Below are 25,632 nucleotides of genomic sequence, written 5' to 3'. Positions count from 1 at the left end.
TTTCAGCATCAATGAACGAGCAGTTTGGGCAGTGCAGTGAGCAGCTTTTGCCGAGTCATGGCATCGCTCCAGTTCCAGCGGTCTGCTTCTACGAAATATACCTGGCCTTGACGCACAGCAGGGAGGTTGTGCCAGAGAGGGCTGTTGAGCATGCATTCCAGCGTATGCTTGGAGTCTGGTGCCGTAGGGACGAGCATAAATATGCGATCGCCAGCGTAATCAGGCAATTCGTTTGGATTAATTTCTGCGAAGCCCAGTCCCTCATCAAGCATTTTTTGGATTGGCTCGACAGGCTGGAAGCCGTGCGGGTGGTAGAGGGCCGATGAGAATCCGGACATGCCCATGACAAAGAGTCGATCGCCATGGTCGAAGATAAAAACAGAGGCGGTTTCTCCGGCTGTGATATGCGTGCTGAGCTGCTGCCACATCGCCAGATTACGAGCGGTGAAGGTCGCTAACCAGCGTTCGGCCTCTTGTTCCTTATCGAGCCAGGCGCCAAGTGTACGCAGTCGTTCCTCCAGGGCGGCAAAGGAGTTGAAGGTGACGGTGGGCGCGATGCTTGCAATACGCTCATATTCCTGTTCATCCGAGTTGGCGATGATAATCAGATCAGGATCAAGAGCGCTGGTCAAGCGGGTATCCAGCGGAAGTCCCACGTCAGTTACGTTCTCTAGACGATGCTTATAGACGCTGTATTCACTGAGCCGCAGGCTTCCGCCTATGGCTGTGGCTCCTAACGCGAGCAAATCGCCCATCGTTTCTCCGTGGTAGATGATGCGGCTCGCTCGACGAGGGATATGAATATGGTGGCCAGTCCAATCCTTAACGCACACAGAACCGGGAGCGGAAAGCGCATATTTACCCGGCGGAACCCCGGTCATTTGCCTAAAACGCCGATTAAAATAATATTCGTCAGAGAAACCCACCTGACGGGCAATTTCACGTAAAGGCCGTTTGCATTCCAGCAGCAGCCGCTTGGCATGGTTCAAGCGCAGCTCAGTGAGGTAATGCAACGGCTTTTTGCCCGTTATTTTGCGAAACAGCTGGGAGTATTGCCATATGGAAACGTTGGCCTGTTCGGCAAGCTGCTTGACCGTAATAGGCTTTTCGTAGTTGTTTTCCATATATGCAAGGGTACTTTCCACCGATGCAGGCAATGTCGGATTAAAGGCCTCGTTATGCTTAATAGGGACGTGGGCTTCCTGCCACAGTAAGAGCAGCTCTTGAAACATGATTTGCTGACGCAATGCAGTGGTTTGTCTATGCGGCTGTATTGTTTGTTGGGTGCTATAAAATAACTCTTCGGCCAACTGAATAGGCTTGAAGGAAGAGGAAACGATGTATTCACGCGGTTCTGGCAGGACAGATCCATGATATATGGATGGCATGCCCATTGCGTTTTCAACCAAGCTCGCGTCCGATTGTGGCTCCAACGGCATGGTAATGACCTTGAACGTGATTTTGTAGTATTCAGGAACAGTTCCATCCAAGGGAGCGATGCGATAGGATTCGCCAGGAGTTAACCAATACCCATGACCTGAATGGAATACATATTGTTCTTGACTCACATCCACCCTACCAGCCCCGCCGATGAACATAAGCAGACAGTGATCGGAATTTGATTGAGATATTAGTCCAACGGTAGGCTCACTAACCAACACAATTCCTTTAAAATGAAAAAGCAGTGTGTTGGGTGGAGGTGAATTTACAGACGATGAAGGCTGATTCACGGTGTAAAGCTCCTTTTACTGAGAATGGTTATCATATATGCATAAGTATACCTCCTTTAGGTTCAACAAAAAAGAAGCCTATCAACAAGGGCGATAGGCTTCTCCAATCTTATTTTATGAGCTTGGGCAATTCCTCCAGCAGCCATTCTCGAGTAGAAGCATCACTTTCGGTTTTGCCAATGTCCTGCATGTACACATGTCCCTGCTTGACAGCAGGGAGCTGAAGCCACAGCTTGCTTTTCATTAATTGTTCGGTGGATTGCTGGGCTTCTGAACTTGGAGTGCTTAGTATGAAAATCCGATCTCCAGCGTATTGTCCGATTACTTCCTGTGATAATTGCACGAATCCTTTGTCCTCATCCAGTGCTTTCTGAATAAGGGGAGTAGGCTTGAGACCATTTTTTTCATACAGTATTTGCGACAAGCCTGTCCGTGCCATGACGAACAGACGGTCACCGGGATAGTAGGTAAAGACCGAAGCTGTTTCACCCGGTTTTACACCTTTCGCCTGAAGTTTGCTCCACATCTCTGCTTCCTTGATTTTATATTGGGCAAGCCAGTCTTCAGCAGTCTTTTTCTTGTTCACAATGTCTCCGAGATGTACCAAACGCTCGTTTAATGGAGCAAAGGTATCGAACATAATTGTAGGTGCAATTTTTGATAACGCTGCGTATTGTTTTTCGTCCGTATCGGCGGTGATGATTAGGTCTGGTTGTAGAGCCAATGTTTTTTCTAAATCAATGGGAAATCCTAGGTCCGATACATTCTGAACTTTTTTTTCATATATCTTTCCCTCGATCATAGAAGTCGATGTACCAACAGCCTGTACGCCTAAAACCAATAGATCCCCATAGTTTTCTCCGAAGTAAGCAATGCGCCCAGGAGTCGTGGGAATGTCTACTGTATGTCCCTTATAGTCTGTGTAGGCGCGAGTTGTGGCTGCTTCCGATGTTTTTGTTGATGCTGCTGTGTTGCTGTTTGCAGTCTGATTGTTGTCTGATGCGCCGCACCCCAGCAGCAATGCCCCCATAAGAGAGAATAGACAGAGCAGAGAAGTGTATTGTCGAGTAGGTTTTTTGTTAATCATAGAGTTCTTGTTGATCATAGCAACCTCCGTATAATAGAATGATTCATAATATTGCAAATGAGAATTATTATCACAAAAGCAATGATAAGCGCTGAACCCTCAATACTCAATGGACAAACTTGGTCAATGCATCCGATTTTGTACAAAATAAGTCTCATGTGTTACTAGCTCATTTTATTCTTCAAATTTTATTGATTTGTCATTTTTTATGGTATAGAATAACGCTTTTATACATTTGAAAGGGGTTTTGAAATGGCATTGTTTATTACATATGTTTTACTAGGTTTCTCAATAGCACTACCTGTAGGTACCATCACGGTTGAAATGACGAAGCAAGGGCTAAAGAATGGATTCATGCATGGATGGATTGTTGGGCTTGGGGGGATGACCATCGATTTGTTATTAATCATTGGTTTATATTTTGGTCTGGCCTCTGTTCTGTCCTTACCTGTTGTACAGGTGATCATGTGGCTCGTTGGAGCCATATTTTTGTGCTACGTAGGGTACGAAAGCATTAAAAATGCGGATCATGATATTGCGCTAGAAGGAGAGAAAAAGACAAAGTCATTATTTTCTTCCTATAAAAATGGGCTGCTTGTAGCTGTTTCACCAGGGAATTTAGTGTTCTGGGTAAGTGTTTTTGGGACTGTGCTGGCAAGTTCGTTTGATCGGTCAAATACAAGTCAATTTTTGATTGTTGGTTTAGGTATTTTGTTTGGTATTCTTGTCCATGATTTAGGCTTAATGACCCTCGTAGCAACAACACGAAAAGCCATGAACCGAACTGCCATCAAGTGGGTTACGATCTGTGCCGGCGTAGTTTTGATTGGTTTTTCGGTTTATTTCCTATATGAATTTATGGTTAGTCTCCAAAAGATTTTATAGCATTACACAAGGATACGCTCAAGCTTGTCATGCCAGTCTGCATAAATCGAACAAGTCCTTCATAGACATGTACTAATTCATTTAAAACATGTGCTGAAGGGGTTGATGACATGCGCCGGATTTCATGGATGCTTGCCATGGTCATGTGTGTAACGTTGCTGCTGGCCGGGTGCGGCAAGAAGAGCGCAGACGATGTGGTTAAAGATTTGAGTGACGTGGTGAGCGACCTGAACAGCTACCACGGTACAGCTTTGATGACGCTGCATACCGGCGACACGCCGCAGGAATACAAGGTCGATATTTCCTACCGCAAGCCGTCCTATTACCGCATTGCCATGACGAACGAGAAAAAGGATGTTACACAAATTGTGCTTCGTAATGATGAGGGTGTATTTGTACTGACCCCTAGCCTGAACAAGAGTTTCCGTTTCAAAAGCGACTGGCCAAACAATCAGGGTCAGGTATATTTATATGAAACGCTGGTTCGCAGCATTATCGGTGATGCCTCCCGTCAGCTGGCTACCGATGATAAATCCTATGTGTTTGATGTGGCCGCGAACTACAACAGCCATGCGCTGGTAAGGCAAAAGATTTGGCTATCCAAAAATAACTATGCCCCTACTCAGGTACAGGTATCTGATGCGAATGCCAAGGTGGTTGTCGATCTGAAATTCGATCAATTCGCTTTTGATACGAAGTTTGACAAAGATTCCTTTGATATGGAACGGAATATGGCTTCCGGAAAAACGAGTGCTGGTAGCGAGGGACCGCCATCTTCAGGGGCAGTCGATTCCAGCGGTCTGCCCGATTCTTCCGGTACGTTAGAAGGGACGACTGGCGTGACATCTAGTGGATCTGGGCAAGAGCAGGGAACCGTAGGAAACGATGTTCAGCAACCGTCTGGTGAAGCGAAGAGCGACGGAGCTGTCACAGGCGATACGTCCAAGCCGGAAGCAGCAGCTAACGCAGAGGCGCAGCAACAAACACCGAGCACAGCGGATGGTGCAACCGGAACGTCAGCAGGAACGGATGCCGCAGAAGCTGTATTGGGTGAATTCGGCTTGATTGAACCGTCCTACACGCCAGCCGGAGTACAGATTAAGGATACGCCGGAGCTGGAGGATAATGGTACACATGCAGTGATGTTGCGGTATAGCGGAACGTATAACTATACCATTGTGGAGGCGCGTCCAAAAGATCGGGCGGTCGCACTTTCCGCAGGCGAACTGGTTGATATTGGAGGGAGCTTTGCCGTGCTGACAGGAAGCGAACAACAGACGATGACCTGGATGAATGATGGAATAGAATTCAGAATCACCAGTGCTGACCTGCCTGTGAGCGAAATGATACAAATTGCCGCTTCTATACAGGATCAATCGGGTAAATAAAATTTTATAGACGGATGCAGACGGTCTAGAGTGTAAAAAGCTCTGCTGCCGCCCGTATCCGTTTTTTGTTCATTCGCAGTCTAAGATGTGCATCGCTTGTATATCCTGTTCTATTGTAAAGATGGTAGAGGAGGCTGGCAAAGTCCCCCTGCCATTGACAGCCACGTCTCTGAACATTACCATTAACCTTTGGAAGCAAGGATTTTGCTACACTCCAAATGGTAAAAGGTTACGTTACAGGCTAACAATTGAAGAAGGTGACTGGATTTTGCAAGCACAATACAGATCGACCCGGGCCGAAATCAACCTGGATCACCTTGGCGCCAACTATGAAGCCTTTCGCAAGGCATTGCCTGCGGATAAGCTGATGCTGGTCTGTGTCAAGGCTAATGCCTACGGACATGGCGCCGTAGAAATTTCAAAGGAAATGGAACGCCTTGGTGCAGATTATTTGAGCGTCGCTTTTCTGGATGAGGCTCTGGAGCTTCGTCATGCGGGGGTTGGACTGCCGATCCTAGTACTCGGCTATACCCCACCTGAAGCTGTCCAAACGGCTTGGGAGCATGATATCTCATTGACTGTGTTTAGTGAGGAAGTGCTGGAAGGTATCCGCAGATTGGACCGCCAAGGAAGCGAACGCAAGCTGAAGGTGCACATCAAAATAGACAGCGGCATGGGAAGACTCGGTTTGCTGCCTGGAGAAGCGGCTTTGGCTTTTGTCCGGCAGGCTCACGAATTAGAGCAGGTGCTGCTGGAAGGCATGTACACCCATTTTGCCCGCGCGGATGAAGAAGATAAAAGCTATACACTGCTACAATATGATCGGTTTCGGGGCGTGGCGGATGCGCTAAGGGAACAAGGTATTACTATTCCCATTATACATACGGGCAACAGCGCGGCCACCATTGATACCCCTTCCCTTTCCCCCAATATGGTGCGGATTGGCATCAGTATATACGGTTTGTATCCGTCTGATGAGGTTAACCGGCAAGTCATTGAACTGTTGCCTGTATTGTCATTAAAGACGGCGGTGGTTTATACCAAGACGCTTCCTCCTGGATGGGGAGTTAGTTATGGTACCCGGTATGTGACCTCTAGTGAAGAGCGGATCGGCACACTGCCAATCGGTTATGCGGATGGATATTCTCGCATGCTAAGTGGGAAGGTTGAAGTGTTGATACGCGGTCGTCGCGTCCCTGTACTCGGTACGATCTGCATGGACCAGTGTATGGTATCCTTACAATCTTTCGCAGAGGATGCGGAAGAAATCCAAACCGGCGAAGAGGTTGTTCTCATCGGCCAGCAGTCCGGCGAAATCATTGCGGCGGATGAGCTGGCATCCAAGCTTGGTACGATCCACTATGAGGTGATCTGCATGATCGCAGACAGGGTACCGCGTGTTTACATGCGAGATCATGTTCCTGTCGTTCGGGTGAACTCGCTTCTTCCAACCTACTGGAATTAATTTCATAACGCAAATTACCGGATAAAAGCAGGAGTTTTCGTAGAACGTCCCGAAATATGTACAAAGGAAAGAAAAGAGCGCTATAACTGTCAAAAGACGCATTAGGCTCCGCTGACACTTGTATTTCGGGGATCAAACGCCTGTACGAAAACGAACTGCGTAGTTTATAATGGAATGCAGCATAGATGATATACGAATATCATATACATTCTCTTATATTCCGTTTGAATAAATTACCGGGAATAACGTTATAATGGTACAATGGCGACAAGGTTTTGGGGGTGGAAGAGAAGTTGGCCAATTTGCAGAACACCAAAAGAATAATGATCAGTTTGCCAGATCATCTCTTGCAGGAAGTGGACGGGATCGTAGCTATGGAAAATTCCAACCGCAGTGAATTTATCAGGCAGGCAATGAAGCTTTATGTAGGTGAACGTAAAAAACGTTACATTCGTGAAGCTATGCAGCGTGGATACATGGAAATGGCTAAAATTAACCTGACCATGGCATCCGAAGCCTTTCACGCGGAGGAAGATGCAAACAGCACCTTGGGCCGTACAGTTAGCGGGGTGTAATCCATATTGATCGTAAAGCGCGGCGACGTTTTTTTTGCAGACCTTTCACCCGTAGTCGGTTCCGAGCAAGGTGGCGTCAGACCTGTGCTGATCATTCAAAATGATATCGGCAACCGGTTTAGCCCTACCGTGATCGTAGCAGCCATCACTGCACAGATTCAGAAGGCAAAGCTGCCTACACACGTGGAAATCGACGCGGCGACGCATGGCTTTGATCGTGATTCTGTTGTTCTTCTGGAGCAAATCCGGACAATCGACAAGCAAAGGCTTACCGACAAAATCACCCATTTGGATGAAGAAACCATGCGCAAAGTGAGCGACTCGCTACAGATCAGTCTCGGTTTGATTGATTTTTAGTATGATGGAACGACGAGTGAAACGGGAAAGGACAGCGCTCTAGCGCTGTCCTTTTGCATGTCCGAAGAACAATACAGGTAGGGCTTGCTTTTACGTCACCTGCTGGCGCTTTGAATCATTTTTTGTGATAATAAAAGACATGATGTATGACAAGAGCTGTGAGGAAGAAGGGATAGGTTTGTCTAACGAGGAAATGAAGACGGAAATTGGGCAGGAGCCGAACGAAGCAGAACGCCAAGAACGGATTGTCAAACAAGTGGCGAGAGAGCTGTCGCTGGCACTCAAGCAAATCCGGACAACGATCAGTTTATTGGATGAAGGAAATACAATTCCTTTTATCGCGCGTTATCGTAAGGAAATGACAGGAGAGCTGGATGAAAATCAGCTGCGTGAAATTGAAGATCGTGTGCTGTATTTACGTAATCTGGAGGATCGTAAGGTAGAGGTCATCCGCATTATTGATGAACAGGGCAAGCTGACTGAAGAGCTGCAGGCTGCTATCACTTCTGCGGTTAAGCTTCAGGAAGTGGAGGATCTGTACCGTCCATATCGGCAAAAGCGCAAAACTCGCGCCAGTGTGGCAAAGGAACGGGGTTTGGAGCCGCTGTCCATCTGGATTTGGGGTCAGCCGAAGCAGGGTGATGCTTTGAAAGAAGCTGAATCCTATGTGAATGCTGAGCTGGGAGTCGAAACCCCTGAGTCTGCCATCCAAGGAGCCATGGATATTTTGGCTGAAAATATAGCTGATGATGCGGCTATTCGCCAATGGGTGCGCCGATATACACTGGATCATGGAATGCTGACCTCTGAAGCAAAGGACACCGAGCAAGAGTCTGTGTATGAAAATTACTACAGCTATCGTGAGCTGGCTAAGAAAATGCCACCTCACCGTATTCTGGCGATTAATCGCGGGGAGCGGGAAGGCATTCTTAAGGTTGGTTTGGAGGTAGCGCCAGATTCCATTTACACTTATGTGGCAGGTCAAGTGATTAAAGGATCGTCTGTGGTGGAAGACCTGCTGCGCAGTGTCATTGAGGATGCATACAAAAGGCTTATCGCGCCATCTATCGAACGTGAAGTGCGTGCTGAAATGACAGAGAAGGGCGAGCAGCAGGCCATCTCTATCTTTGCAGGCAATTTGCGCAGCCTGTTGCTACAGGCTCCGATTAAGGGGCGTCGTGTGCTTGGAGTCGATCCAGCCTATCGGACAGGCTGCAAGCTGGCTGTTGTCGATGACACAGGCAAGCTGCTGGAAGTGGCTGTGACGTATCCGACACCGCCAAACAACAAGAAACGTGAGGCTGCAGAAACGTTCAAGCAGCTGATTGCCAAATACGATATCGAGTTGATTGTCATTGGTAACGGAACTGCATCACGTGAGACAGAGCAATTCGTAGCCGAAGTTATCGCGGATATTGGTGACAGCAGCCTCGCGTATCTGATCGTCAATGAGGCAGGTGCGAGCGTATACTCTGCTTCCAAGCTGGCACAGGAAGAATTCCCTGATTTGGACGTAGCTGAGCGCAGTGCGGCGTCTATTGCGCGTCGTGTGCAGGACCCGCTTGCTGAGCTGGTCAAAATTGAGCCGAAAGCCATTGGTGTAGGCCAATACCAGCATGATGTGTCGCAGAAACATCTGGATGAAAGTTTGAAGGACGTTGTAGAATCGGCTGTTAACCACGTTGGTGTGGATGTGAACACAGCTTCCTCGGCGCTGCTGTCCTACGTAGCAGGGATCAACGCGACCATTGCTAAAAACATCGTTAAGTACCGTGAGGAAAACGGTAAATTCAGCAACCGTCGTCAGTTGCAGAAGGTGCCGCGTCTTGGTGCAAAAACCTACGAGCAATCCATTGGTTTTATCCGTATACCAGGTGGCGAAAATCCACTGGATCGCACGCCGATCCACCCTGAATCGTATGCTGTCGTAGACCGCCTGCTGGCGGAACTGGGCATCAGTGCCCATGATCTGGGTTCGAAAGCTGCGACAGAAGCGCTGAATGTGTCTAATATTGAGCAGTTGGCAGCGAAGCTGGAAGTTGGTGTGCCAACATTGCGGGATATTTTGGACAGCCTCCAGCGGCCGGGGCGTGACCCGCGTGACGAGCTGCCATTGCCTGTATTCCGCAAGGACGTGTTGAAGATCGAGGATCTGGCACCGGGTATGGAACTTCAAGGAACTGTCCGCAATGTCATTGATTTTGGTGCGTTTGTTGATATCGGTATTAAAAGTGACGGTCTGGTTCATATTTCACAGCTGCGCAGTGGTTTTGTTAAGCATCCGATGGATGTTGTATCTGTTGGTGATAACGTAACCGTGTGGGTGTTGAATGTTGATTTGAAAAAAGGCAGGGTAGGTCTGACTATGAAACCTCCCGCAGATGCGCAGTCACAGGCATAGTGCTTTAAATAAAGCTGTATAACCTTTTGTGAGAGTAAAAAAAGCCGGAATCTCCGAATCATATTGGAGACTCCGGTTTTCCGTTTCTGGAACTTTTCTGCTTCTACCCGTTGTTGGCGTCAAATTCTATACCAGGTGCTTTATGATAAAAAAACCAACAATCGTTCAACAGTTTAATTTGGCGTCGGTCCTTCTTGTAAAAGGCCCGCATGAGCTGGTTGCTGAGCCATTGAGGCAAGCCGATCTCCTCCTCTGCGTTACATCTGTATGTTTAGCATATGGGGTGGATACCTAAAGTGTGCTTATGAACCAGGGTTAGACTTCGGCCGTCATTTTATAATATGCTTGTCAGTATGAAGCAAAGGAGGGAAACCGTAAGGATGGAGTCCAAGTCTCTGAGCAATTCAATGAACCCTTCCATGAGTAATAAAGAACTTCAAGAATGGGTAGAGCGCATCTCGCTGGAGAGCTTTGGCGTGCCGTTTCAACATCAAGCCACCTTTAATGCGCGCCTGTCTTCTACAGGCGGTCGATATTTTATGAAAAGTCATCATATTGAAATTAATCCACATCAACTCGCAGCTTATGGACGTTCTGAGGTGGAAAAAATTATAAAGCATGAGCTGTGCCATTATCATCTACATCTGCGCGGAATGGGCTACCAGCATCGTGATGCTGATTTCAAAGCATGGCTGGCTCGCGTAGGAGGAAGCAGGCATTGTCAGACCCTACCGGGAAGAGTGGGAAGAAAGCCTCAGCCTTATCGTTACAAGCTAGTGTGTGTTTCCTGTCAACAGGAGTATATGCGTAAGCGTAAAATGAATCCACAGCGATATCGCTGTGGGAAATGTGGAGGTAAACTTCGCTTGTTGGCACTTGACGAGGCCCCCTGATTCATGGTAAATTAACCATACTGTATGATAATTTACAGTAATATTCCCTGATAGCTCAGTTGGTAGAGCACTCGACTGTTAATCGAGTTGTCACAGGTTCGAGTCCTGTTCGGGGAGCCATGGAGAGATACCCAAGTGGCTATAAGGGGACCCTCTGCTAAGGGGTTAGACTGCGTAAGCGGTGCGAGGGTTCGAATCCCTCTCTCTCCGTTGGTATTTCAAACAGAAAAGGACGCTCCTATGCATGGTAACCATGCTTGCGAGCGTCTTTTTCGTCTAGATCTGCTTTTTAAGAATTGTTATATGTAAGACGGACATGTTGCGTACAGCATGAAACAGCGTTAGCCTGAGTTGTACGCAGTACGCAACTAATCCCTTCTATTTCACAGTGTCAGCCTCAACGGTGTTGAGGAGGTTCAACAGAGCATGAGCAACGCCATCTTCCACATTGGTCAGGGTAACTTCGGAGCAGACAGCCTTAATGTCGTCATTTGCATTGCCCATGGCAATACCTCTTCCGGCCATCGTCAGCATGGAAATATCGTTATAGCTGTCACCGATCGCTACGGCTTCCTGCATAGGGATGTTCAGATAATTCGCGAGATAAAGCAATGCATTACCTTTAGACGCATCCTTATGCTCGACTTCAAAGTTGCGATCTGAGGAGATGACCATGTTTAGACCTTGAAAATCTCGGTAACGTTTACGCCCCCGTTCCAATTTGGCATGATCAAAGGAGAAACAGAGCACATTATATATCTCTACATCCATTGGAATCTGCTCATATGAAGCGATGCGGGTATGCCCGGTCTGTTCATATTGTTTTTCAGCTGCATGTAATAAAGTATCCAGCGAAATATCTGGGTTGGCGCTCAGCAAGCGGTCCATTTCAACAGCAAGTAGCTGATGCCCCTTTTGTGGAGAATAAATAGCCCGGTCTGTCATGACCTCATAGTAGAAGTCGTTACCCTCGAGCCAGCTTAGCACTTCAAATGTTTCGCTCCGGCCCATAGGAGTAGAGGTTAGCTGGCGACGATGCACATCGTGCACAGTGGCGCCGTTTGCCCCGATGACGGGAGTAACCAGCTCTGCTTCCTCTAGCTTTGTCCAGGCATCATAAGCGGCTCTGCCAGTGGCAATCGTCACTTGAACACCTTGCTGCTGTGCCTTGCGGATTGCCTCTGCGTTGGCTTTGCTTATTTTTCCTTCCTCGTTCAATAGCGTTCCATCCATATCAATCGCAAACAGTTTCATTTCTCTCCAGCTCCTGTCTTCTGATATCTCTGTTATACATATTGCGTCTAGTTAGAGCGATTGGCTTCAAGTTTATGAGGGGACAACAACTTCGATATCATGGTGTTGTAAAATTTCCAGCATCGCCGGTTCTGGTAAGCGATCGGTGATCACGATATTAACCTCAGACAAATCAGCAAAACGATACGGGAAATTGATTCCGAATTTCGAATGGTCCGCAAGGATGATCACCTGATCTGCCTGTTTCATCATCTGATGCTTCAGCATACCGTCTTCTTCATGAATCAGGCTTAGTCCGTGAGCTGATATGCCTCCAATCCCGATAAAAGCTTTGTCTACAAAATAGTGAGACAAAGTGGCGATTACGGACGAACCGTATACATATCGGTGTTCTTTTTGGAGGCGGCCCCCCAATAGATGAATGGAGACACCGTCTTTTCCAGATAGTACGTCAGCCTGATTGATTGAATTGGTGATAACCGAACATTCCTGCACATTCAGTCTTTCTGCACACGCCTGTACGGTGGTAGAGGAATCCAATATAATACGATCCCTATCTCGTACCATACTGGCAGCCAATTGTCCGATCACTTGTTTCTCCTCAGATACAGTAAGCAGTCTTTCGTTATAATTTCCAATTGGATCGTGATGCAGTTTAGGGAGAAGGGCACCGCCGCGGGTACGAATAATTTTTTGGTGCTCCTCAAGTTTTACCAGGTCTCGGCGGGCCGTATCCCGTGAAACATTAAAAATTTCGCAAATATCATCCACCGAAATACGCTTGTGAAGCTGTAAGTAATCAACGATTTTTAACATTCGTTCTTCCTGATACATAGAAAGCTCCTCTAATATATAATCATTTCGGTATCTCGTAAGTGATTATAAGTAAATGTAAGTGATATTGCAATCATTTATCGTGATTATTCAGGGTTTAGATGATAATAAATAAGTTAATGTAAGTAAATATGCATTTTACAATTATATAAAATAGCTTTTTTGAAAATTTTAAAAATAAGTATTGCCATTTACTATTCTATTTGATATACTCTTTCTTGTCGCCAAGTTGGTGTACATTCATAAGGCCCGTTGGTCAAGGGGTTAAGACACCTCCCTTTCACGGAGGTAACAGGGGTTCGAATCCCCTACGGGTCATTGTTGTCTTTACAGACTACATGTTGCATGCTTAAGGGGAATTCCTGAGGTCTGATCTAATGGCGGACAGCTAGGATGAACAGCATGAGCCATTAGCTCAGTTGGTAGAGCACCTGACTTTTAATCAGGGTGTCGAAGGTTCGAGTCCTTCATGGCTCACCATTTATATTTTGTTATGCGGTCGTGGTGGAATGGCAGACACGCTATCTTGAGGGGGTAGTGAGCGTACGCTCGTGGAGGTTCGAGTCCTCTCGACCGCATCAATGGAATAAACGGAAAAGTCTCTCGCGTTAGAGGCTTTTTTTATTTGTGCATGGATGCAATTAACAATGATTATGATGAAATAATGATTCCATAGTATAATATAACGCCATAATGTTATAGAATAATAAATATATAAACTTGTGAAGTGACGGTGAAAAATATGGACACTCAACTGTTAGGGAATATATCAGAAAATATTTTGGGCTTGTTTCCGATTGTGAAGAAGAAATTTTTCACCTACGGTCCGCTTGATTTTCCGTTGCATTTGTCGCCTAATAACTTTCAGGTACTCTTGCTTCTGCGTGAAGTGCGTTCGTCTACGGTATCCGATTTGTCCAAACAACTAAATGTCTCTCGTCCAAACATGACTCCTCTTCTGGATAAGCTGGTGGAGCATGGGTTGGCTGACCGCCAATCGTGCGACTCGGATCGTAGAGTCGTGAACGTAGCCATTACAGAAGAAGGCGACGCTTTTTGTGAACAGGTGTTTCATACCTTCTCTAATAAAATTCAAGAGAGACTGGTGTATCTGCCGGAAGAAGATTTATTGCACTTAAGTGAAACGTTGAACGAATTGAAGCGGATTTTACTTAAAATCGACAACTCTGCTACGTGATTGGCGTAAGCGAACTGACTTAAAGACCGCCCTTTCTTCGGAAAACAGGCGGTTTTTGTTGCATATTGTGGTATAATGAATACCAACATACATAATTCGGTAATTTTAGCACACGCGATCTTTGAAAAGGGAACAAGGGACATGATATCGTTATTTGGAGAGCCTGCTAGGGAGGAAGGAACTTCTATGCAATCTATTTACCAACGCATTGAGGAGCTCATTAAGGAACGAGGTATGACGAAAAAGGCGTTTTGCCAGCAGTTGGGCATTAGTACAGGGAACTTTGGAGATTGGAAAAGAGGAAAAACGACACCAGGCACGAATAAACTCATAGAAATCGCTTCTTTTTTTGACGCTAGTCTGGATTGGATTATGCTGGGTCGAGACGTGCAGAGTAAGGTGCTGAAGGAGTCGCAGGACCCTTATTTTTTTGGAGCTTCAGGGCAACTGAATTGCCAGGGGGGATCGCTAAGTGAGGCGGAAAGAGATTTTATACTTGAGTATATTGAATTTACCCGCTTTCGTAAAGAGAAAAACCAGCCCAATTCAACTACTGATTAATGTTTGCTGTGGGATTTGATAAGGATATTCTAATGTGTACAATTGAAAATTAATTAGAAAAAGCTACAGTGTCGGAGGGGAAACGTTGTGGGAGATCAAACTATTTATCAGCGGATTGAAGCTTTAATTAAGGATCGAGGAATGACCAAGAAGGCATTTTGTGAAAAGCTTAAAATTAGCTCAGGGAATCTCGGTGATTGGAGAAGGGGAAAAACAACGCCGGGTACCGCCCATTTGATTCAGATTTCGGACTTTTTTAATGTATCGCTCGACTGGTTGATGAAAGGGATTAAGCCGGGGGAAGGCGTGCTTCAGGAGCAGAAGGCTGCTTATTTTTTTGGGGTGATGGGGCCACTGAATTGCCAGGCTGAAGATCTTGAGACAGAAGAACAGAACTTTATTTTAGAATACGTTGAATTTGCGAAGTACCGTAAGCAAAAAAGAGAGAAGGATAAAACAAAACTTGAATAATCTATGGCTAAACGCCTGGGTGAATAACCCGTAAACCGAACTGAGGGTTCGGTTTACGGGTTTATTTGGTTTCCTGATAATATGGCGACGCGATGGATGCTGAAATGCTTGTTGGATTTAGTGTGGTGTTGCCTCCTTATAATCGTTATCGTCGATATTTAGAATTGCAGCAACTTGTTTTCTGTACCTTTGTGCTTTGCGGGTGCCGTGAATCAGATTGGACAAGCGTGAAGGCGGAATATTATGTGTCTCGCAAAATGTTTTCTGATCCAGCCGAAGCTCGACAAGCCTTTGTTTGATGGCCCACCCGAAGGAGGTGACAGGCATTTTGTTGTTCAAGAGAAATCGCCCCTTACGGATTCTTACGGAATAATTGGTGTGATATAATAATCATCAGTAAACATGTTAGAATTAACCATCTAAAACTATGATACACTTTTATACGTGTTTATACAATCTTAAATACGGCATTTCGTTAAAATAATTACTTAATTAAGTGCAAAAAGTGAAAATAATCCGACTATGGTCTGGTATTGGTGTGAATTTGGGATACATGAAATACTCTGCCGCTTGAGAAAAGGGCAGAGTATTTTTATTGTGACTGCTAGATTGGTAAACGACGCATCAGAGGGATGCTGGAAGGCGTTTAAATAGGACGGAGGAGGAAAAGGGTCTGGATGCATTCAATTGGCTGCTATGGCTCATATAGGGTGGCTGAGTGATGTAGGAGCTGGTCCGATGGCTGTGGAAAAGATGGCGCTGATATGAGCTTGGCGTAGGTTTGTTAATCTTCTTCCAGGTGGTAAGCAACTCGCTGGTCATATGATCGATAAGAGGACTTTTTTCCTCATAAGGAGGATTGAGTAGTCTGAAGGCATCTTCGATACAGAAGGATACCGCTGTGGCAAAATAGCCGTGAATGGTCTGTTCTATATCGCTTCCGAGGAGGGAGTTAATCCAAGTGTGGACAGTAGCGAGTGTGCCAATTGCATTGTATTGAGTGAGTGTGTCTTCCAGTTGGTCAAATGCGAGCCAAGGATAAAGAGCCTTGGTGAGCTTGAGCAGTCGCTGGCCAGAAAGTCGCGACTCTTTTACATGCTGCGAGGAAGGATGTTGGGCGTGCAGCATTTTATCAATAAGGGCGATCCGCCAACCGTCATTCTGCTGGATGGCTGCATACAGACTTTTAATGGCCATGCCGTCAAGGGTTGTGATTTGAGGATACCAATCGTCTCGCATGTAATGTTTCAGATCCTGTAGACTGTTCAGGTGTCCAGCGCGGAAACGCTCCTCCAATCCGTAGAAACGGGTGAAACCACCAATAGGTAGGGAAGGGTCCAACAATAATGCGTAGTTTAGCAACCGGTTACCTTTATGCAGGACGGTTCGCCTCCTTGAAGTGAATATTTGTGTGATGTTATTTGACTCAAATCTTATTTTTATAATAATAATTCAAATATTTATGTAATATATATTTACACTTCGAACTCAATTATGTCAAATTAAATAATTTTATTGCTTATATATGTTATATAAAATTACATTAAAAATAATTATAATATTCTTGTTTACAAATTGTTGCTGAGAGAGTATAATAAATCTGTTGCCTCAATACATTATGACATGCGGTCGTGGTGGAATGGCAGACACGCTATCTTGAGGGGGTAGTGGGCGTACGCCCGTGGAGGTTCGAGTCCTCTCGACCGCATTATATGCAATACCCAGTTGAAAAAGCATCCTGACACGTTTTACGTGAAGGGATGCTTTTTTGTTAAATACTTTTCGTCATATCCTCCCGTCACAGAAGCGGTCGTATGGACAACGGACCGCTCGTTGACTGTAGTGCATAAAGATTGTCAGTTTTTCTGCAAAAGCTTCTTAATATCTCCTACAAGCTTGTCTGGAGTGGTTTGCGGCGCATAACGCTTAAATACGTTACCTTCTCGTGTAATTAAAAATTTAGTAAAATTCCATTTGATCGCTTTGGAGCCTAATACGCCTGGAGCAGTGTGGGTCAGGTAGCGAAATAGAGGATGTGCCTGATCACCGTTAACATTTGTCTTGGCGAACATGGGAAAGGTCACTCCGTAATTGAGTTGGCAAAACTCGGAGATCTCCTCGCTGGAACCCGGCTCTTGTTTGGCGAACTGGTTGCTGGGAAATCCCAAAATTTCGAGCCCCTGTTCATGATACTGGTCATATAGCTCTTGTAGCGCCTTGTACTGGGGGGTTAACCCACATTTGCTGGCAGTATTCACGATAAGAAGAACTTTCCCTTCGTATGTGGATAACGGAATTTGTGCCCCTTGTAGGGTCTGTGCATCATATTTATATACGCTCATGATATCCCTCCTAATTCAATATTCTACAATTAAATTGTGAACAATTCAACAAGGGGTTGCAAGTCCAGAAGAGTCTACAAACATTGTGCATTGTAAAATCGTCTTTTGTTCAAAACGGTAAATCGCACTTCAAATGGAGCAAATTGAGGTGTTTCTTCTCATAAAAAAGGCTTCATTCGATAATTATCTAGTACATATAGCGCATTTTCTTTCTTTTTTATAATAAAGGGCAACCGTACCATACCCTACGCCAATATTGACATGCCTTTCATTTTCAAAAAGGGGTGAAATACAGAGTTTTAGAGAGATACGAGAAGCATAGGTTGGTTGTAAGCGTTATCCTTAATCTTCTATGCTCTAAAGGGTGATTTATAGCCTTGCCGTTGAGCTTTACAGTCTTCCTTGCACGGGTGTATGATTCAAGACGTAATTTCAAATTAACAACAATGAAGCAACAACGAATTGTCTAAAGCGCTGAATTTTGCAGTTGCAAAAGCGGGGGAACCAACGAGTATATACGGCTTTGCAAGCCGTGTGTCTCATGGGGTGAATTTTCCGGCCAAGTGCCGTAAATAGGGCGACTCTCACGTCCGAATCCGACAGCTAACCTCGTAAGCGTACAGGGAGAGGCAACAAACCGCCGTGTGCAGCCATGGTTTATTTTATCATGGAATGTATGAAGCCGGAGGAAGCCTTTTTCCTTCGGCTTCTTTTTGTTGTCTTTTTATACCGGGAGAGGAGCTACTGATGGAAGGTCGGTTAATTATTGTCACTGCACCGAATGAAGCGGGCAGAAGTTTTGTGAAATTGCTTATGTTCAAAAAATTGGCGTTTGCAGTTCTCACAAATAGCACCCAGGAGGAACGACAACTCAAAAAAATGGGTGTGGAACACATTGTGCGCATCAATACGATGCAAGCGGGAAAATGGAATTTTCCTAAAAAAGAAATTGGTAGTGTGTATTTGTTCGAAAACAGCTTGAATCTAACTTGCCGTTTCCTGCAAATATGTCGGCCACTAACATCAGAATTGATCTATGTTATTACGCACGGCTGTAATCCACAAGGAATTTATCGGGGATTGGGAGCGGACCATGTGATCTACACATTGAACGGAGAGGTGGGTTTCCTGCTGAACGGATAAGCACTTATAACATAGCTGGTTTATGATTTTATGATGGAATCAAAAGGGCAATCTGAAAAGCGATACGGAGGGTATGAACATGATGGATTTATACATGCTGCTCGTAATGGCTGTGAGTTATGGAGTGATACTGCTGTTTGTACGCTGGTGTGATGCGCAGACCTCAAAAGGAGGGCGAAGAGGATGATCGTTGTGCTAGGACTTACGGCTATTGTGTTCGTGTATTTAATCTACGCACTCCTGAATCCTGAAAAATTCTAGTCAACTATAGGATCGAGCAGGTGGGAACAACAGATCAAGAATGCAGCATCAGAGATGCAGATTTTCGCAAACGTGTGCACTCAATGGATGGTCTGAATCAGGTCTGTTGTTCCAAATGCAGGAGCATTTTAAGGAGGAATAGAGGATGGAGCTACTGCAAATTGGGATTGTGATCATCATATTGTTGCTCTTGGTAAAGCCGATGGGCACCTATATGTATCACGTATTCTCGAATGAACCGAATCGGACGGATCGTATTTTTGGTGGAACGGAAAAGCTGATTTATAAGGCTGTAGGCTTGAAGAAACAGGACAGCATGCGCTGGACCACGTATGCTATGAGTTTCATTGCAACCAATGTGGTGCTTGTGGGGATCAGCTACCTGCTATTGCGCTTGCAGGCTATACTTCCGGGCAATCCGGTTGGGAACAGTAATATGGAAGCATCATTGGCCTTTAATACAGTAATCAGCTTTATGACCAATACGAATCTCCAACATTACAGCGGAGAAAGCGGGCTTACGTATCTGACACAGATGGCGTTTGTCACGATGATGATGTTTACTTCGGCTGCTTCGGGGTTTTCGGTTGCTGCGGCTTTTATGAGGGGATTGACGCGGCGCGGTGAAGGGCTGGGTAATTTTTTTCAAGATTTTATTAAAGCCAACATACGGATTTTCCTGCCGCTTGCCTTTGTACTTACGCTGGTGCTGGTGGGATTAAAAGTACCACAGACGCTACAGTCCACGGCGGATATTACGACTTTAAGTGGTACACAGCAGCAGATTGCTATGGGACCCATTGCCTCATTGGAATCCATCAAGCATTTGGGCACGAACGGGGGCGGTTTTGCGGGAGCTAATTCTGCGCATCCTTTTGAGAATCCAAGTCCTTGGACGAACGTACTGGAAATTTTGGCAATGTGGGTAATGCCGGCTTCGCTGCCGTATACATTTGGATTGTTTGCCCGTAATCGCAAGCAGGGCTGGATTATTTTCAGCTCGATGATGGTCTTGTTCCTTATTTTTCTAACCATAACGTATGTGTCGGAGAAAACAGGTAATCCGTTAATCCAGGCACTGGGTATGGATGCATCTCAGGGAAGCATGGAAGGGAAAGAGGTTCGTTTCGGCATTGGACAATCGGCATTATTCACTGCGGTCACAACGGCGGCAACGACAGGTTCGGTCAATAATATGCATGATACATTGACCCCGCTAGGTGGTATGGCTGCTTTGGGAGAAATGATGCTAAACGTCATTTTTGGCGGCAAGGGCGTCGGGCTGATGAATATGCTGATGTATGCGATTCTGGGAGTGTTTATATGCGGACTGATGGTCGGAAGAACCCCGGAATTTATGGGTAGGAAAATTGAAGGCAAGGAAATGAAGCTGATTGCAATTGCCATTTTGGTACATCCGTTTCTTATTCTTGCTCCCACTGCGCTTGCGTTTATGAGTCATTGGGGATATGATGCGGTCTCTAACCCCGGATATCACGGGTTGACTCAGGTGCTCTATGAATATGCATCATCTGCGGCAAATAACGGCTCGGGATTTGAAGGTCTTTCGGATAACAACGTGTTTTGGAATGTTACAACAGGTGCGGTTATGTTCTTTGGACGATATGTATCCATGATTGCATTGCTGGCTGTGGCGGCTTCGTTGAATGCCAAAGCGCCGACCCCGGTGACGATGGGTACACTGCGCACGGACAACAAGCTGTTTGGAGCCATCCTAATCGGAGTGGTCCTGTTGATTGGTGCGTTAACCTTTTTGCCGGTGATCGTACTGGGTCCTGTAGCTGAATTTTTGACCATGTGATGAAGAATGAGCATAGAAGGAAAATGAGAATGGATGAACGGGGTGCTTGATCATGAAGGAACAACGCAAACGCATGCTGGATAGAAGCATCTTGAAGCAGGCGGTCAAGGATAGCTTTATCAAATTAAATCCGATGATCATGATGAAAAATCCTGTCATGTTCGTCGTGGAGATCGGTACATTGGTCGTACTGCTCATGCTACTGCTTCCCGGTTATTTTGGAACCGGCAAGGAAATGGGCTTTAACTTGGCTGTATTTATTATTTTGTTGTTCACGCTGCTTTTTGCTAACTTTGCTGAAGCGCTCGCGGAGGGACGGGGGAAAGCACAAGCTGCTTCCTTGAAAAAATCGAAGCAGGACTCACAAGCTAATAAGCTCGTCGGGAATGAGATTCAGGTGGTCAGCTCAACAGCATTGCGTAAAGGTGACGTGGTAATCGTCTCTCAGGGCGAAATGATTCCAAGCGATGGTGAGGTTATTGAAGGCCTAGCCTCGGTAGACGAATCTGCAATTACGGGAGAATCAGCTCCGGTCATTAAGGAATCGGGCGGTGATTTTTGCTCGGTAACTGGCGGGACGCGGGTAGTCAGTGACCGCATTAAGGTGCGGATTACGACTGAGCCGGGTGAAACGTTTATTGATAAAATGATTTCGCTCGTGGAAGGTGCACAGCGGCAAAAAACGCCAAATGAAATTGCGCTGAATACATTGCTGATTAGCTTAACGATTATTTTTCTCATTGTGGTGGTGACACTGGCCCCGATAGCCCGTCATTTTAAGATTGATTTGCCTGTCCCCGTGCTGATTTCGTTGCTGGTCTGTCTGATTCCGACCACGATTGGCGGGCTTTTGTCGGCCATTGGGATTGCTGGTATGGACCGAGTTACCCAGTTTAACGTGCTGGCCATGTCAGGCAAGGCGGTAGAAGCATCCGGGGACATCAATACGATGATTCTAGATAAAACGGGTACCATCACCTTCGGTAACCGGATGGCGAGTGAATTCGTGGTTGTAGATGGTATAGAAAAGGCAGAGCTAGCGAAATGGGCGGCGATGAGTTCACTAAAGGATGAGACGCCTGAGGGACGCTCGGTACTGGAATTGATGCGTAAGCAGGAATACACGCTGGATGAATCCTTGGCAGCAGGTGGAACCTTTATCGAGTTCAAGGCAGAAACCCGGATGAGTGGTCTGGATCTCGCTGATGGACGAAGAGTACGCAAAGGCGCCGTGGACTCTGTCCGGCAGTGGGTTGTATCGCAAAAAGGCAGTGTTCCGACCGATTTGGAGGAAAAAGCGAATCAGGTAGCCGCAGAAGGGGGGACACCGCTGGCAGTGGCGCTGGATGATCGGATATACGGCATTATTTATTTGAAGGATACGGTGAAGCCGGGCATGAAGGAGCGCTTTGATCAGCTCCGGGAAATGGGCATCCGCACGATTATGTGTACAGGTGATAATCCGCTGACAGCAGCTACCATTGCACGGGAAGCGGGAGTGGACGACTTTGTAGCTGAGAGCAAGCCGGAGGACAAAATCGCGGTTATCCGCCGTGAGCAGGAACAGGGCAAGCTGGTAGCCATGACCGGGGATGGTACCAATGATGCGCCGGCGCTGGCGCAGGCAGATGTCGGTCTTGCCATGAATAGCGGCACAGTCGCGGCCAAGGAAGCTGCTAATATGGTGGACCTGGATTCTGATCCGTCCAAAATTATTGAGGTGGTCGCCATCGGTAAGCAGCTGCTTATGACACGTGGGGCATTGACAACGTTCAGTATTGCGAACGATGTGGCTAAATATTTTGCCATTATCCCGGCGATGTTCATGCTGGCTATTCCGCAAATGGGTGCATTGAACGTCATGAGGCTGGGCTCCCCGTTATCGGCTATTTTATCGGCGCTTATTTTTAATGCAGTCATTATTCCACTTCTGATTCCGCTGGCAATGAAGGGTGTAAAGTATAAGCCAATGAGCTCGGATCGGCTATTGGGACGGAATTTACTGATTTATGGTCTAGGCGGTATGGTGGTACCGTTTGTCGGCATTAAGGCCATTGATTTGCTGGTACATTTGTGGATTTAGTGCAGAAAGGGTGAGCGACATGAGTGGTTTTTATCGGATGTTGTCTGGACGCAGGTTTGCTGCACATGAGAAAGCCGGATCTGGCGGACAAGATCATAACAAGCGTACAGGAACGGAGGCAGTGCCGGAAAATCAACCGGAGAGACAAGAGATGCGAGGAAGCACGGTTATTGGAGTGGCTTTGCGAACTTCTGTGCTAATGATCCTATTGTGCGGTTTGGCATACCCGCTGGTCAGCACAGGAGTGGCGCAAGTCCTGTTTCCACGGCAAGCAAACGGCAGTATGCTTCGTGACACGGGGGGGCGGGTGGTCGGCTCTGAGCTGATTGGACAGTCCTTTGCCAATCCGGCGTTTTTTCAAGGTCGGGTATCAAGTATCGATTATAATGGGGCTGGTTCAGGCTCAAGTAACTACGCACCCTCGAACCCGGCATTGGTGCAGCGGATCAAGGAATCTATTGCGGATTGGCAGAAGCATAACCCGGATGTACCCGTCAGTCAGGTTCCATTGGACCTGATTACGAACTCCGGCTCTGGTCTGGACCCGCACATCTCGCCACAGGCGGCACAGGCTCAAATTCCACGTATTAGCGGCTTGACGGGAATTGGGCAGGACCAGCTGAAGGCGCTGGTGCAGGAGCAGACAGAAGGCCGCAGCGCCGGGGTGTTCGGCGAGCCGCGTGTGAACGTACTCAAGCTGAATCTCGCACTTGAAGCGCTAATGAAGGTAAAGCCAGTTAAGTCATAGATGGTGAAAAAGGTATCCCTGAGCGATAAGCTTGGGGGATACCTTTTTCTATGGGTTAGGGTGCTCTGGGATGGATAGCTGCAAAGGAAGTATTTTATTTCTTATAGGTGATATGAATTTGTTGTTTACTTATTTACTTAGTTTTATATTGTTTGATGAATTTTTGGCTTTCCTTAAGGCTGAAGCGAGTACCAACATGTATATTAATACAATCATACCAATGACTAAGTAAGATAATTTAATATTCATTAAATCGGTGAGAGTACTGCTCAAAATAGGGCCGATCATTAGACCAATCGAGTATGCCGTGTTATAGAGAGCAAAAGTAATTCCATAAGAATGAATTCCACTTCGTTGAGAAATATCAGCAAGTTGAGGTAAGCAGGGAGCAAGAACCATACCCATGCTAACTCCTAAAACAGCTAAAATAACAGCTTGAAGTGATAATATTGCTGGAAGTGCAGTTAGAGGAAGAGCAATGGATACCATAAGTAGACCGAGGAGAATTCCATTTTTATAGCCGATCTTGCTGGAGAATTGACCTATAAAGGGGGTTGCCAGGCCATAAGCAAGTGTGGGAATAGCAAATAACAGTCCAATAACTCCTGGATTAGCGCTAAAATTGTGCTGCAGGTGTAACGGTAATGTTGGCTCAAGTACGCTTGGGACGGATGCACCGATAATTACAACCCCGATAACCAAAAGCAAATCTTTATTTTTCATGAACGAAAAAGGAGATACGTACTTTTCATTTTTTTCTTCCGGAATATCGTGCAGGAGTACTAATCGAAGTATAGCATCAACGACAGCCAATGCGATGGCAAAGTAAAAAGGGAGTTGGTAACTTCCCCATTGATACAACCAACCGCCTATTGTCGGTCCGAGAAGGGTTCCAGCGGCTTGCCCAGATAACGCCAAGCCCATGGCTTTGCCGCGTTCTTCAGATGGGTATAGCTCAGCCAGCAGAGCGAGCCCTGCTGTCCAGGTCATTGCGGCTGCGACCCCTTGAAGAGCACGTGCCAGTACAAGCAGCCAGAAGGTGTGGGCTATGGCGAACATTAAAGTGGAAGCTATGAGTCCAATTAACCCCCATAACAGAGGAGTCTTTCTCCCAATCCGATCCGTTAACAGACCAAAAATAGGAGTAGCTATAAACAGTGCAATTGCATAACTGCTGAACAAAAATCCAATTTCGGTTTGAGTGGCTCCAAGAGAATCTGCGTATCTTGGCAAAATGGGGACGACTAATCCATAGATTAACATGTCAATGAACACAGCTAATCCGACAACCGTTAGAGCAGCTTTTTGTTTATAGTGCGCTCCTTTACTCATTTTCATCATTACATCCTCCTATAAGTTTCTTCTGATTTCCTCTTTAATTTGCTTAACAAATTTTAATTGCAGCTCGCATTGATCATAAATATTTTTGAAAATTAACATGACGTTTACAGGGATATCCATAAGTTCAGCTTTTTGTTCCTGACCTAATTTCATTTCTTTATAAATTTTTTCAATGGCTTGATGCTGAAAACTTAAAGCTTCTTCTATTTCATGGAGGCCAGCCTCATCCATAAAAGTCAAAGCTGTGTACAGGGCTGTTGGAAACACAACAGAAGTTTCTTTAAATGATTCTATTAAAAGCCGACTAAACTCGCCTTTTCCAGTCTCCGTAATAGCATATATAGCTTTAGACCGATTCCCTGTCTGTTCCAATGTTTCTAAACGCACAATACCTTCTGAGTCCAGTTTTTTTAAGGCGTGATATATGGAAGCTGGTTGCACATAAGCCCATTTATCCGTTTGTGCTGATTGCATTTTCTGTTGTATTTCATATCCAGACATTGCTCCGTATTGTAGCAAGAGCCCAAGAACCATTACACGTGTCGTACTCAAGATGATATCTCCTCCATAACTTTATTGCTAAATGTTTTATACTAAATATTTAGTAAAGGATTATAGTCGGATTATATCATTACAATCCAATGATGTATAGGTTTACAAAAACAGAGAGCCGTAAATATACGAAAGAAACAGTAGGTATTATGTTTTTTGTTGAACAGAATGCAGCGTTGATTCTAAGCATATTGGAAAAATAAATGAATAAAAAGAGGTATTCCATGGCTATTTTGGACTC

The 25,632-nt window shown here is 45.8% G+C and carries 25 protein-coding genes, 6 tRNA genes and 1 riboswitch; of the genes, 21 read left to right on the top strand and 10 right to left on the bottom strand.

Annotated elements, in window-relative coordinates; genetic code table 11:
* Window positions 1–8 precede the first annotated feature (8 nt).
* Together G7035_RS01865 and G7035_RS01860 are read right to left on the bottom strand one after the other, a co-directional pair.
* A complete protein-coding gene (locus G7035_RS01865; RefSeq protein WP_019686555.1) occupies window positions 9–1,730 on the bottom strand; it encodes an ABC transporter substrate-binding protein in 1,722 nt (573 codons plus the stop codon).
* 109 nt (window positions 1,731–1,839) lie between these two features.
* Complete coding sequence (locus tag G7035_RS01860; RefSeq protein ID WP_019686556.1) at window positions 1,840–2,835, bottom strand: ABC transporter substrate-binding protein; 996 nt, start codon at window positions 2,833–2,835, stop codon at window positions 1,840–1,842.
* A 234-nt stretch (window positions 2,836–3,069) separates the two neighbouring features.
* Between G7035_RS01860 and G7035_RS01855 the strand changes: the two genes are divergently transcribed.
* The 6 genes from G7035_RS01855 to G7035_RS01830 all read left to right on the top strand — a co-directional run bounded on the left by G7035_RS01855 (window position 3,070) and on the right by G7035_RS01830 (window position 9,888).
* On the top strand, window positions 3,070–3,702 hold the full coding sequence (locus G7035_RS01855; RefSeq protein WP_019686557.1) for a LysE family translocator: 633 nt from the start codon (window positions 3,070–3,072) through the stop codon (window positions 3,700–3,702).
* A gap of 110 nt (window positions 3,703–3,812) precedes the next feature.
* A complete protein-coding gene (locus tag G7035_RS01850; protein WP_019686558.1) occupies window positions 3,813–5,090 on the top strand; it encodes an outer membrane lipoprotein-sorting protein in 1,278 nt (425 codons plus the stop codon).
* A 268-nt stretch (window positions 5,091–5,358) separates the two neighbouring features.
* Entirely contained in the window at window positions 5,359–6,555 is a 1,197-nt protein-coding gene (gene alr, locus G7035_RS01845; protein WP_029514916.1) for an alanine racemase, read from the top strand.
* A gap of 293 nt (window positions 6,556–6,848) precedes the next feature.
* Complete coding sequence (locus G7035_RS01840; protein ID WP_007429334.1) at window positions 6,849–7,130, top strand: CopG family ribbon-helix-helix protein; 282 nt, start codon at window positions 6,849–6,851, stop codon at window positions 7,128–7,130.
* Window positions 7,131–7,136: 6 nt separating this feature from the next.
* Window positions 7,137–7,487, top strand: coding sequence for a type II toxin-antitoxin system PemK/MazF family toxin (locus G7035_RS01835; RefSeq protein WP_007429335.1), 351 nt, complete (start codon window positions 7,137–7,139; stop codon window positions 7,485–7,487).
* 178 nt (window positions 7,488–7,665) lie between these two features.
* The gene (locus G7035_RS01830; protein ID WP_029514917.1) at window positions 7,666–9,888 is read left to right on the top strand and encodes a Tex family protein; all 2,223 of its coding nucleotides are present in this window, start codon (window positions 7,666–7,668) and stop codon (window positions 9,886–9,888) included.
* Between the two features lie 103 nt (window positions 9,889–9,991).
* Here G7035_RS01830 and cmpA read toward each other — a convergent pair whose 3' ends face one another.
* Window positions 9,992–10,126 carry a cortex morphogenetic protein CmpA gene (gene cmpA, locus G7035_RS01825; protein WP_016821163.1) on the bottom strand — a complete coding sequence of 45 codons (135 nt, stop codon included), beginning with the start codon at window positions 10,124–10,126 and terminating at the stop codon, window positions 9,992–9,994.
* Window positions 10,127–10,268: 142 nt separating this feature from the next.
* On the opposite strand from cmpA, the gene G7035_RS01820 reads away from it, so the two are divergent.
* From G7035_RS01820 to G7035_RS01810, 3 genes are all read left to right on the top strand, one after another.
* On the top strand, window positions 10,269–10,781 hold the full coding sequence (locus G7035_RS01820; RefSeq protein WP_016821162.1) for a SprT family protein: 513 nt from the start codon (window positions 10,269–10,271) through the stop codon (window positions 10,779–10,781).
* Between the two features lie 44 nt (window positions 10,782–10,825).
* Window positions 10,826–10,901: transfer RNA gene (locus G7035_RS01815), tRNA-Asn, on the top strand.
* A gap of 1 nt (window position 10,902) precedes the next feature.
* Window positions 10,903–10,991 (top strand) — tRNA-Ser (locus G7035_RS01810).
* Window positions 10,992–11,159: 168 nt separating this feature from the next.
* Here G7035_RS01810 and G7035_RS01805 read toward each other — a convergent pair.
* Both G7035_RS01805 and G7035_RS01800 read right to left on the bottom strand, forming a co-directional pair.
* A complete protein-coding gene (locus tag G7035_RS01805; protein WP_019686561.1) occupies window positions 11,160–12,035 on the bottom strand; it encodes a Cof-type HAD-IIB family hydrolase in 876 nt (291 codons plus the stop codon).
* 72 nt (window positions 12,036–12,107) lie between these two features.
* Window positions 12,108–12,869, bottom strand: a complete 762-nt coding sequence (locus G7035_RS01800; protein WP_017426528.1) for a DeoR/GlpR family DNA-binding transcription regulator — start codon at window positions 12,867–12,869, stop codon at window positions 12,108–12,110.
* Window positions 12,870–13,115: 246 nt separating this feature from the next.
* On the opposite strand from G7035_RS01800, the gene G7035_RS01795 reads away from it, so the two are divergent.
* The 6 genes from G7035_RS01795 to G7035_RS01770 all read left to right on the top strand — a co-directional run bounded on the left by G7035_RS01795 (window position 13,116) and on the right by G7035_RS01770 (window position 15,099).
* Window positions 13,116–13,187: transfer RNA gene (locus tag G7035_RS01795), tRNA-Glu, on the top strand.
* Window positions 13,188–13,273: 86 nt separating this feature from the next.
* Window positions 13,274–13,349 (top strand) — tRNA-Lys (locus G7035_RS01790).
* Window positions 13,350–13,364: 15 nt separating this feature from the next.
* Window positions 13,365–13,447: transfer RNA gene (locus G7035_RS01785), tRNA-Leu, on the top strand.
* A 164-nt stretch (window positions 13,448–13,611) separates the two neighbouring features.
* Entirely contained in the window at window positions 13,612–14,067 is a 456-nt protein-coding gene (locus tag G7035_RS01780; protein WP_017426529.1) for a MarR family winged helix-turn-helix transcriptional regulator, read from the top strand.
* Window positions 14,068–14,253: 186 nt separating this feature from the next.
* Entirely contained in the window at window positions 14,254–14,628 is a 375-nt protein-coding gene (locus tag G7035_RS01775) for a helix-turn-helix domain-containing protein (protein WP_016818372.1), read from the top strand.
* A gap of 87 nt (window positions 14,629–14,715) precedes the next feature.
* Window positions 14,716–15,099: a helix-turn-helix domain-containing protein gene (locus G7035_RS01770; RefSeq protein ID WP_016818371.1), complete on the top strand. Its 384-nt coding sequence runs from the start codon at window positions 14,716–14,718 to the stop codon at window positions 15,097–15,099.
* Between the two features lie 117 nt (window positions 15,100–15,216).
* On the opposite strand, the gene G7035_RS01765 is transcribed toward G7035_RS01770, so the two are convergent.
* Window positions 15,217–15,438 (bottom strand): Rha family transcriptional regulator, encoded by a 222-nt coding sequence (locus tag G7035_RS01765; RefSeq protein WP_013369935.1) that lies wholly within the window; start codon window positions 15,436–15,438, stop codon window positions 15,217–15,219.
* 285 nt (window positions 15,439–15,723) lie between these two features.
* Window positions 15,724–16,461, bottom strand: a complete 738-nt coding sequence (locus G7035_RS01760; RefSeq protein WP_019686562.1) for an urease accessory protein UreF — start codon at window positions 16,459–16,461, stop codon at window positions 15,724–15,726.
* A 263-nt stretch (window positions 16,462–16,724) separates the two neighbouring features.
* On the opposite strand from G7035_RS01760, the gene G7035_RS01755 reads away from it, so the two are divergent.
* Window positions 16,725–16,807: transfer RNA gene (locus G7035_RS01755), tRNA-Leu, on the top strand.
* A gap of 148 nt (window positions 16,808–16,955) precedes the next feature.
* Here G7035_RS01755 and G7035_RS01750 read toward each other — a convergent pair.
* A complete protein-coding gene (locus tag G7035_RS01750; RefSeq protein ID WP_019686563.1) occupies window positions 16,956–17,441 on the bottom strand; it encodes a glutathione peroxidase in 486 nt (161 codons plus the stop codon).
* Window positions 17,442–17,903: 462 nt separating this feature from the next.
* Window positions 17,904–18,075: riboswitch (cyclic di-AMP (ydaO/yuaA leader) on the top strand.
* 113 nt (window positions 18,076–18,188) lie between these two features.
* Here G7035_RS01750 and G7035_RS01745 point away from each other — a divergent pair.
* The 5 genes from G7035_RS01745 (at window position 18,189) to kdpC (ending at window position 23,498) form a co-directional block, all read left to right on the top strand.
* Window positions 18,189–18,584 (top strand): hypothetical protein, encoded by a 396-nt coding sequence (locus G7035_RS01745; RefSeq protein WP_016820703.1) that lies wholly within the window; start codon window positions 18,189–18,191, stop codon window positions 18,582–18,584.
* Window positions 18,585–18,767: 183 nt separating this feature from the next.
* On the top strand, window positions 18,768–18,845 hold the full coding sequence (gene kdpF / locus G7035_RS27875; RefSeq protein WP_080561203.1) for a K(+)-transporting ATPase subunit F: 78 nt from the start codon (window positions 18,768–18,770) through the stop codon (window positions 18,843–18,845).
* Window positions 18,846–18,990: 145 nt separating this feature from the next.
* Complete coding sequence (gene kdpA / locus G7035_RS01735) at window positions 18,991–20,667, top strand: potassium-transporting ATPase subunit KdpA (RefSeq protein WP_017426532.1); 1,677 nt, start codon at window positions 18,991–18,993, stop codon at window positions 20,665–20,667.
* Window positions 20,668–20,719: 52 nt separating this feature from the next.
* Complete coding sequence (kdpB, locus tag G7035_RS01730) at window positions 20,720–22,750, top strand: potassium-transporting ATPase subunit KdpB (RefSeq protein ID WP_017426533.1); 2,031 nt, start codon at window positions 20,720–20,722, stop codon at window positions 22,748–22,750.
* Between the two features lie 19 nt (window positions 22,751–22,769).
* A complete protein-coding gene (gene kdpC / locus G7035_RS01725; protein WP_019686565.1) occupies window positions 22,770–23,498 on the top strand; it encodes a potassium-transporting ATPase subunit KdpC in 729 nt (242 codons plus the stop codon).
* Window positions 23,499–23,627: 129 nt separating this feature from the next.
* Here kdpC and G7035_RS01720 read toward each other — a convergent pair whose 3' ends face one another.
* A complete protein-coding gene (locus G7035_RS01720; RefSeq protein WP_019686566.1) occupies window positions 23,628–24,836 on the bottom strand; it encodes an MFS transporter in 1,209 nt (402 codons plus the stop codon).
* A 12-nt stretch (window positions 24,837–24,848) separates the two neighbouring features.
* Window positions 24,849–25,391, bottom strand: coding sequence for a PadR family transcriptional regulator (locus G7035_RS01715; protein ID WP_019686567.1), 543 nt, complete (start codon window positions 25,389–25,391; stop codon window positions 24,849–24,851).
* Between the last annotated feature and the right edge of the window lie 241 nt (window positions 25,392–25,632).

The organism is Paenibacillus polymyxa (assembly GCF_015710975.1).
Classification (GTDB): domain Bacteria; phylum Bacillota; class Bacilli; order Paenibacillales; family Paenibacillaceae; genus Paenibacillus; species Paenibacillus polymyxa.
Note: the sequence above shows the minus strand (reverse complement) of the source record. Positions and strands in the feature narration are given on the sequence as shown.

Bases quoted from the DNA above. Each gene is read 5' to 3' on its own strand.
- G7035_RS01860 (WP_019686556.1), bottom strand. From the start codon at position 2,835: ATGATCAACAAGAACTCTATGATTAACAAAAAACCTACTCGACAATAC.
- G7035_RS01855 (WP_019686557.1), top strand. From the start codon at position 3,070: ATGGCATTGTTTATTACATATGTTTTACTAGGTTTCTCAATAGCACTA.
- G7035_RS01850 (WP_019686558.1), top strand. From the start codon at position 3,813: ATGCGCCGGATTTCATGGATGCTTGCCATGGTCATGTGTGTAACGTTG.
- G7035_RS01820 (WP_016821162.1), top strand. From the start codon at position 10,269: ATGGAGTCCAAGTCTCTGAGCAATTCAATGAACCCTTCCATGAGTAAT.
- G7035_RS01805 (WP_019686561.1), bottom strand. From the start codon at position 12,035: ATGAAACTGTTTGCGATTGATATGGATGGAACGCTATTGAACGAGGAA.
- G7035_RS01800 (WP_017426528.1), bottom strand. From the start codon at position 12,869: ATGTATCAGGAAGAACGAATGTTAAAAATCGTTGATTACTTACAGCTT.
- G7035_RS01780 (WP_017426529.1), top strand. From the start codon at position 13,612: ATGGACACTCAACTGTTAGGGAATATATCAGAAAATATTTTGGGCTTG.
- G7035_RS01775 (WP_016818372.1), top strand. From the start codon at position 14,254: ATGCAATCTATTTACCAACGCATTGAGGAGCTCATTAAGGAACGAGGT.
- G7035_RS01750 (WP_019686563.1), bottom strand. From the start codon at position 17,441: ATGAGCGTATATAAATATGATGCACAGACCCTACAAGGGGCACAAATT.
- G7035_RS01745 (WP_016820703.1), top strand. From the start codon at position 18,189: ATGGAAGGTCGGTTAATTATTGTCACTGCACCGAATGAAGCGGGCAGA.
- kdpF (WP_080561203.1), top strand. From the start codon at position 18,768: ATGATCGTTGTGCTAGGACTTACGGCTATTGTGTTCGTGTATTTAATC.
- kdpA (WP_017426532.1), top strand. From the start codon at position 18,991: ATGGAGCTACTGCAAATTGGGATTGTGATCATCATATTGTTGCTCTTG.
- kdpB (WP_017426533.1), top strand. From the start codon at position 20,720: ATGAAGGAACAACGCAAACGCATGCTGGATAGAAGCATCTTGAAGCAG.
- kdpC (WP_019686565.1), top strand. From the start codon at position 22,770: ATGAGTGGTTTTTATCGGATGTTGTCTGGACGCAGGTTTGCTGCACAT.
- G7035_RS01720 (WP_019686566.1), bottom strand. From the start codon at position 24,836: ATGAAAATGAGTAAAGGAGCGCACTATAAACAAAAAGCTGCTCTAACG.